The sequence below is a fragment of the Verrucomicrobiota bacterium genome (genome assembly GCA_016871535.1).
Lineage (GTDB): Bacteria > Verrucomicrobiota > Verrucomicrobiia > Limisphaerales > SIBE01 > VHCZ01.
On record VHCZ01000329.1, the window covers coordinates 1 to 6,211 of the forward strand.

Sequence of the window (6,211 nt, forward strand, 5' to 3'; positions counted from 1 at the left end):
CAAAGGCCGCCTGGCTTCGTTGCTCCTCAGTCGAAGATCCAGGGAGGATATTCTCCTTCGTTGCGCCTCGCCATCCGGCCTTTGGCGCGAAAACAGGACCCCGCGGAATTTTCGGACACGCTCTGAGAGTGTCGTTCGAGAAAAAATACTTCGAGAGCGCCACCGTTCCCTGGCCCATGTATGCCATCGATGGACAAGTGAACATGACTTACATGTACTTTCCGCAAACGGATGTGCTTTCCAAAAAGGAGAACGAAGCGAAGCTCGGCTGGGTGCAGGTCGCGAGGAAAACCACGGAATTGAATGCGCAGCGATCCTTGGTGACGGATCTGATTTACACGTGGGGAACAATGGCCCACACCACCGGACAGAATCCGTACGGGATCAATGCGCTCTGGGGAGACGGCCATGTGAAGTTCAGCACGACCAAAGCCGCGTTCGATCTGAAGCTTTGGGGCGGCACCGGCGCCAACCCGACGACCGAGACGCCCGGGGACAATCCCACCAAATGGCGGACGATTGTTTCCTACCTGCGGCCGTGAGCGAGCCGGGCAAAGTAATCAGTATTCAGTGATCGGTCGCGGGTTTGGTGTATTTCTCGCGGCCAGCAAACTTCCATGGATATTCATCTGCGGTTTGAAAGGCCTGCGCTCGAATGAAACGAACGGCGTGGCGTGTCGCACTCCTGGGACTTGACCACTGGTATTCCGCTTATGGCCTGGCGCGCGCGCTCCCCGAGTATCGCAAAGCCAAACTGATGGCCGCCGCCAGCGCCGACCGAGCAAAGCTTGAGGTGTTTGCCAGCACTTTTGGCGTGGAAGGTTGCTCCGATCCCTCCGAACTCATCCGGCGCGATGACATCGACATCGTGCAAATCGCCAGCCGTGTTTCCGAAATCCCCGAACTCGCGATTCAAGCGGCCCGCGCCGGCAAGCACATCATTCTCGGCAAGCCGATGGCCATGAGCGTGGCTCAGGCGGACCAGATGGTTCAGGCCGTTGAGGCCGCGGGTGTGTTGTGCGTGCCGTTTCAGGGGATCATGCGCCTGCGCGCGTCGGAATTGAAAATGCGCATCGAGCGAGGCGACATCGGCGAGATCATCGTGATGCATCAAACGAGCCGCTGGTCGATCGCCGAAGATTGGCCTGGGTCCGGGAATGCGGGATGGTTCGTCGATCCCCGGCACGTGCCGGGCGGCGCGCTCATCGATGAAGGCATTTACTGGTTGGACACGCTCCGTTGGCTCGCCGAAAGCGAAGTGGTGAGGGTCGAGGCGAAGACGGCGAATCTGGTTCATAAAGATATCGAGGTCGAAGATTGGGGTCTGGCGACCTTCACTTTCGCGAATGGAATACTCGGGACCTTGGAGGGCGCCTGGACGATCAACGCGCCTCGAAAAACCGGCCCCTCCCCAAAGCAGAACAGCGTCGTCCGGCTCGAAGTCATCGGCAGCCGCGGCGAGATCATCGAGCAGTTTTTCCGCGACCCGGGGCGTGCCGTGCTCGCGGCAGGAGCGTCAAATTGGATTTTCGAGAGGCAGGCGCCGGATCTGTTCGATCCCGGAGCGCCGATGCCGCTGGCGCATTTGATCGATTGCCTGGAGAACAATCGGCCGCCGATCTCCACCATCCAGGATGCGCGAAAGTCTTTTGCCGTCGCGATGGCGGCTTATCAATCCGGGCGCGAAGGCAGACCGGTCTTGCTGTAGCGAACCAGGTCACCAAACCAATTCGCCGGTGGTAAGTAACCCTTCAGTTAACGACGGTGGAGCGACGCTCCTGCGGAGCTTTTCTTCGATGGCATTGGCTCGGCAGGAGCCTCGCCCCACCTTAACTACCTTAACTGAGGGGATACGGTGGTAGTCCACGAACCCAGAAACGACCCAACAAAATGAAAGCGATCTTCCGAATTGCCGCCCTGTTTGCAGTCCTCGTCCCGTCCACCTTTGCCGGGCAGGCGCCTCTAATCTGGAAAGCGGGCGTTGCCTCCGTTGTCATCACTCCCGAAACGAACATGTGGATGGCCGGGTATGCCAGCCGGACCAACACGTCCAACGGCGTGAAGCAAGATCTCTTTGCCAAGGCCCTGGCGATCGAAGATGAACAAGGCCATCGGCTGGTCGTCGTCACACTCGACCTCATCGGCATTCCGCGGACGATGCGGAAGAATCTGGAGAAACGCGTCCAGGAGACGTTCCAGTTGCCGCCGGAGCTTCTGTTGTTGAACGCCTCGCATACGCACAGCGGACCGGAGTTCCGCGTCGGACGCACGCCCGCGGACGACGGCGAGTTCAAGCCGGCGAAGGCCGGTGAACTCTACGGCGGCGCACTGGAAGACAAACTCTTCGGGATCATCGGCGAAGCGTTGCACAATCGCGCTCCGGCCCGGCTTCGCTACAGCCGTGCCCGCTCCGGCTTTGCCATGAATCGCCGGCTGCCTACCGAGCGAGGCTACCAAAACAGCCCGAACCCAGACGGTCCCGTGGACCATGACGTGCCCGTCCTCACCGCACAGGATGCAGACGGGAAGCCGCGCGCGATTCTTTTTGGCTACTCTTGTCACAACACGACGCTCGCGCTTTACCAGTTCTGCGGCGATTACGCGGGTTACGCACAGGAGTATCTTCAGGCGGACAATCCCGGCGCGACCGCGCTCTTCATCAATGGGTGCAGCGGGGATCAGAATCCTTATCCGCGGGGCACGTTCGAGTTGGCGCAACGGCACGGACGAACGCTGGCGACCGCCGTCGAAGCCGCGATGGGAGTGCAGCGCCCGCGAGAGATCAAAGGTCCGCTGCGCGCGGCTTTCGAGGAAATCCTTCTCGATTACGCTCCGATTCCTTCCCGGGAAGAGTTCAGCAAGCGCCTTGCTTCGGCCGACCGTTATGAGAAACAGCACGCCGAACGCATGCTCGCGAAGTTGGACGCAGGCGAACAGTTGCCGGTGAACTATCCTTATCCGGTCCAGGTCGTCCATTTTGGCAGTGATCTCGTGCTGGTCGCGCTCGGCGGGGAAGTGGTGGTGGATTATTCGCACCGGCTCAAGAAGGAGTTGGCGGGGCCGATCGTCTGGATCGCCGGCTACTCGAACGATGTGATGGGCTACATCCCCAGCAAACGCGTCCGCGAGGAAGGTGGCTACGAAGCGGAAGGCGCGATGCGGTTCAGCGCCACGCATCCCGGTCCGTGGGCGCCAACGCTGGAGGAGCGGATTGTCGGCAAGGTGCATGAATTGAATCGGCGGTTGAGACCTAAATGAACGCGTATGAATCAACTCGCCACTTTGCGTTCACTCATGTCCGAAGTGGATGCCTACTACAAAACGCGCGGCATCTTTCAGGACAAGTTCGGTTTCGGCGTCCGCCCGGCGTTGATCGTCATCGACATGGCTTACGGCTGGACCGATCCGGCGTATGCGGGCGGCTCGGCGCGGCTGGACAGCGCCCTCGCGGCCATTCAACAGCTCTTACCTGTGGCACGGGCGAAAAACATTCCTGTCGTTTACACCACCTCTCCCTTCCCACAAGCGCAGCTCAAGTCCGCGGCAGATTTCTCGCCCAAGTTCCGAAAGTGGGACCAACGCGCTTGCGAGATTGACGAACGCGTCAAGCCGCAGCCGGGCGAATACATCGTTTGCAAGGAACACGCCAGCGCGTTTGCCGGCACGGCGCTCGTTGGCCACCTCCTGGGGCGGCGCGTCGATACGCTGCTCATCACAGGTTGCTCGACCAGCGCTTGCGTCCGCGCGACGGCCACCGACGCCAAGTCGAATGAACTCCGGCCCATTGTCATCCGTGAGGCAGTCCAGGACCGAAGCGAGATTCTGCACGAGTTCACTTTGTTTGATTTGCAGGCGCGATTCGCGGACGTGGTGGGACTCGATGAGGCTTTGAAATACTTGCGCGGACTCGCCGTCGATACGTCCGCATGAAACAAATGCGTTGCGGAAAACCCATGAGCCTCCGTTGGCTCATCGTCTCTTTCCGGGCGGCGGTCTGCCTCAAGGCTTGATTTGGGACGGAGTGGAATCCGTCCCTACCACGCTAAACACGCACGAAGGGAGAAGGGATCGCTGGGCGCGTTTTGGAGCATGTTGAGGAGCTGACATTGATCCAACCGTGGCTCGTCGCTACAAATGAGCGTTATGGCAAGAGCGATACGTCATTCCTACCTCCATGGAACAAAGCGAAGCGAGCAGCGCCGATTGTCGCATCTCAATGGCTTGTTGAACCGGGCGTGCCTTCGCGAACTGGCGTTAACCGGCGGCGAGAACGTTTTGGACGTCGGCAGTGGGTTGGGGCAATTCACGCGCGACATGGCTCGCGCAGTTTGGCCCGGCGGACACGTGGTGGGAATCGAGTCTGACGAGGAACAACTGGCGGAAGCATGCCGCCAGGCGCGCGCCGAAAGCGAAGACGACCTCGTGGAATGGCGACGGGGAAACGCGCTCGCGCTGCCCTTAAAGAAAAGTGAATGGGGGCAGTTTGACGTAGCGCATGCGCGCTTCGTTCTGGAACACGTGCAGGAACCGGAGCGAGTCGTGGACCAGATGGCCCGGGCCGTCCGGCGCGGCGGTCGCGTTGTGCTGGAGGACGACGATCACCAGGTGCTGCGGCTCTGGCCGGAACCGCCGGGGTTTGCCGAACTCTGGGAGGGCTACTTATCGGGGTCATCGAGACCGCGCGCGCGATTATGACCGGTCCCGTTGGGTTTCCCGCGAGACGGTTCGACGGCGCCATGCGGGCGTTGCGCCAATGGGGCCGCCGCCCCGATTCAGCGATCTGGTATAGCTTGTGTTGGGCGGAAGGCGTGCGGCCATGAACTGGGGAGCACACGCGCCTCGCGTGTTCCGACCGGCGCCTCGCCGGTCGGAAGGAGCGCGTCAGAAGATCACTTGTTGATGGCCGGTTCGATGGAAATGGTGTGGTCGGCGAGGGCGCCGACCACGGCACGCGAGGGCGCGTGCGCTCCCGAATTCGACGGCATCGTTGCCACTAAGAGCGTGTCCGAAAATTGCGCGGGGTCCTGCGGCGAGGGATTTTGGCTGTGGCCAAGGCGGCGAGGTCCGAGCATCCCCAACGCGGGCTGTAAGGACCGAGCCAACGCAGGCCACGGACAAAAGACCCGCCGCCCGGAGGGTTTTCGCGCCAAAGGCCGCCTGGCTTCGTTGCTCCTCAGTCGAAGATCCAAGGAGGATATTCTCCTTCGTCGCGCCTCGCCATCCGGCCTTTGGCGCGAAAACAGGACCCCGCGGAATTTTCGGACACGCTCTAAGGTGTTGGCACGTCGCTCACGAAATTCTCGGCTTCGTCAGTGCTTCCGCGGCCTTTGTATTTCGCGACGTTAGGATACCGGAAAAGCGGGCGCGTTCCGATCACTTTGTTGTTTGCATCGCGGCGTTCGCCTAAGAGCATCTCCGGAGCTTTGCCTTCTTCCACCCACCGAATGACCGCTTCAAATTGCCCCGTGGGAGTCGGACCTCGGCCACGGAAACCGTGATCGACACCGGGCGCCAGGAAAAGGCGCGCAAATTGCGCCGTCCTTTCTGGCCCGCCCATTCGCTGCTGCACGCGTTTGTAGTAATCGATCGTCCCCTCCGCCGGGATGAGTTGGTCGGCCAGCCCGTGATAAATGATAACCCTTCCCCCGCGATCGCGGAAACGAGTGAGGTTCGGGTCGTCCGCACCAAAGGCGGTGCCCCATTGTTCGACGGATTGTTTCCAGAGCATCTCGAACACAGCCGGCGTCATGGTGGTCCAGTCCCATTTCGGATCTTGAACCAGGAAATATTTGAACCAATCCAGCGGGATGCCAAAGGGACGTCCCGTCAAAGGCGAACCGGTGGTGCCGGCGAGGGCAAAAAGGTCCGTGCCGCGTGCCAGGCCGTGCCAGAGGAACGATCCGTCTTGCCCGCGCGAGCCTTCCCAGATTTTGCGGACCACTTCGGCGTCCGCTTCCGTGAACGTGTCCTCGCCGACCTTCGTTCCCACCAGAGGAATGGTGTCCAAGATTCGGATGGGATTTTTGCCTGAGGCTGGCCCGCGCCGCGCATTGGTTAGGCGCTGGGAAGTCGGGAATCAGGGGAGTCGCCGCTTGTGGGAAAGTTCATTCTGATGCGAAGAAAGTGCCTTCCCGATCCAGGAAAGGCTTGACACGCGGGAGGTCGGCGCTTTCTTCGAGTCCCTCAAGAGCCCGCGCCGCTTGCGCCTGAC

7 protein-coding genes are annotated in these 6,211 nt (G+C 60.9%); 5 read left to right on the forward strand and 2 right to left on the reverse strand.

Annotation, left to right across the window (positions count from 1 at the left end; genetic code table 11):
• The coding region (locus FJ398_25200; protein ID MBM3841190.1) for a hypothetical protein at positions 1 to 187 on the reverse strand (187 nt) is incomplete at its 3' end.
• Between FJ398_25200 and FJ398_25205 the strand changes: the two genes are divergently transcribed.
• From FJ398_25205 to FJ398_25225, 5 genes are all read left to right on the forward strand, one after another.
• Entirely contained in the window at positions 177 to 542 is a 366-nt protein-coding gene (locus FJ398_25205) for a hypothetical protein (protein ID MBM3841191.1), read from the forward strand. The genes FJ398_25200 and FJ398_25205 overlap by 11 nt on opposite strands.
• A gap of 113 nt (positions 543 to 655) precedes the next feature.
• Complete coding sequence (locus tag FJ398_25210) at positions 656 to 1,708, forward strand: Gfo/Idh/MocA family oxidoreductase (GenBank protein ID MBM3841192.1); 1,053 nt, start codon at positions 656 to 658, stop codon at positions 1,706 to 1,708.
• A 182-nt stretch (positions 1,709 to 1,890) separates the two neighbouring features.
• Positions 1,891 to 3,258 carry a hypothetical protein gene (locus tag FJ398_25215; GenBank protein MBM3841193.1) on the forward strand — a complete coding sequence of 456 codons (1,368 nt, stop codon included), beginning with the start codon at positions 1,891 to 1,893 and terminating at the stop codon, positions 3,256 to 3,258.
• A 6-nt stretch (positions 3,259 to 3,264) separates the two neighbouring features.
• On the forward strand, positions 3,265 to 3,930 hold the full coding sequence (locus tag FJ398_25220; protein ID MBM3841194.1) for an isochorismatase family protein: 666 nt from the start codon (positions 3,265 to 3,267) through the stop codon (positions 3,928 to 3,930).
• 204 nt (positions 3,931 to 4,134) lie between these two features.
• On the forward strand, positions 4,135 to 4,695 hold the full coding sequence (locus FJ398_25225) for a methyltransferase domain-containing protein (GenBank protein ID MBM3841195.1): 561 nt from the start codon (positions 4,135 to 4,137) through the stop codon (positions 4,693 to 4,695).
• A 574-nt stretch (positions 4,696 to 5,269) separates the two neighbouring features.
• Here FJ398_25225 and FJ398_25230 read toward each other — a convergent pair.
• Complete coding sequence (locus tag FJ398_25230; GenBank protein MBM3841196.1) at positions 5,270 to 6,016, reverse strand: tannase/feruloyl esterase family alpha/beta hydrolase; 747 nt, start codon at positions 6,014 to 6,016, stop codon at positions 5,270 to 5,272.
• Positions 6,017 to 6,211 lie beyond the last annotated feature (195 nt).